The 1,440-nt window shown below is 62.0% G+C and carries 1 protein-coding gene and 1 pseudogene; both read right to left on the bottom strand.

The genetic code is table 11. From position 1 onward, the window contains the following. Window positions 1-896, bottom strand: a pseudogene (locus HCU66_RS26915) (ornithine carbamoyltransferase); the annotation flags it as partial. Window positions 897-966: 70 nt separating this feature from the next. Beyond that, the coding region (locus HCU66_RS26910) for an arginine deiminase family protein (RefSeq protein ID WP_241015717.1) at window positions 967-1,440 on the bottom strand (474 nt) is incomplete at its 5' end.

The raw sequence follows: 1,440 nt of genomic DNA, 5'->3' as shown, positions 1-1,440 counted from the left end.
TGTGAAACGCCGGCAGGCAGTGCATGAACTTCACACGCGGGTTGCCCGAAGCTTTCATCATGTCGGCGTTGACCTGGTACGGCAGCAGTTGCTCGATGCGCTCGTCCCACGCTTCCACCGGTTCACCCATCGACACCCAGATGTCGGTGTGGATGAAGTCCACGCCCTTGACGGCAGCCTTGGGGTCTTCGGTGATGGTGATGCGCGCTCCGCTCTCTTCGGCGAAGGCTTTGCACTGATCGATGAACTCCTGATGCGGCCACAGCGCTTTCGGCGCGGCNGAAGGCTTTGCACTGATCGATGAACTCCTGATGCGGCCACAGCGCTTTCGGCGCGGCGATGCGCACGTCCATGCCGAGTTTGGCGCCGATCATCAGCAACGAATTGCCCATGTTGTAGCGCGCATCGCCGAGGTAGGCGTAGCTGATGTCGTGCAGCGGTTTGTCGCTGTGTTCGCGCATGGTCAGGGTGTCGGCGATCATTTGCGTCGGGTGGAATTCAGCGGTCAGGCCGTTGAATACCGGTACGCCGGCGTACTTGGCCAGCTCTTCGACGATGTCCTGTTCGAAGCCGCGGTACTCGATGGCGTCGAACATCCGCCCCAGCACGCGGGCGGTGTCTTTCATGCTTTCCTTGTGGCCGATCTGCGACGACACCGGGTCGATGTAGGTGACGTGGGCGCCCTGGTCATGGGCCGCGACTTCGAAGGCGCAACGGGTGCGGGTCGAGGTTTTTTCGAAGATCAGCGCGATGTTCTTGCCTTGCAGGTGCGGACGCTCGGTGCCGGTGTATTTGGCGCGCTTGAGGTCGCGGGACAGGTCCAGCAGGTAGTGCAACTCGCGAGTGGTGTGGTGCATCAGCGAGAGCAGGCTGCGGTTGCGCATGTTGAACGCCATGAGTTGGATCTCCTTGGGTTTCGGTTATCCCCTCGGCCGTGCTGGATAAGCATCGGCCGAGGCTTGAAAGTTAATAATCGATAGGGTCGCGAATGATCGGGCAGGTCATGCAATGGCCACCGCCGCGCCCGCGCCCGAGTTCACTGGCACTGATGGTGATGACCTCCACGCCGGCCTTGCGCAGCAGGGTATTGGTGTAGGTGTTGCGGTCATAGCCGATGACCACGCCCGGTTCCACGGCCACCACGTTGTTGCCGTCGTCCCATTGCTCGCGCTCGGCGGCGAAGCTGTTGCCGCCGGTTTCGACGACGCGCAGTTGCTTGAGGTTGAGGGCCTTGGCCACGGTGTCGAGGAAGCTGGTTTCTTCACGGCGCACGTCGATGCCGCCCGGTTTGCTTTCATCGGGGCGCAGGCTGAAGGCGACGATCTGCTTCACCACTTCCGGGAAAATCGTCACCAGGTCGCGGTCGCAGAAGCTGAACACGGTGTCCAGGTGCATCGCCGCGCGGGATTTCGGCAGGCCGGCGACGATGACGCGTTCCAC

The sequence above is a fragment of the Pseudomonas frederiksbergensis genome, from assembly GCF_017114915.1.
In the GTDB taxonomy this organism is placed as follows: Bacteria; Pseudomonadota; Gammaproteobacteria; order Pseudomonadales; family Pseudomonadaceae; genus Aquipseudomonas; species Aquipseudomonas frederiksbergensis_I.
This window is presented reverse-complemented; position numbering and strand designations above follow the sequence as displayed.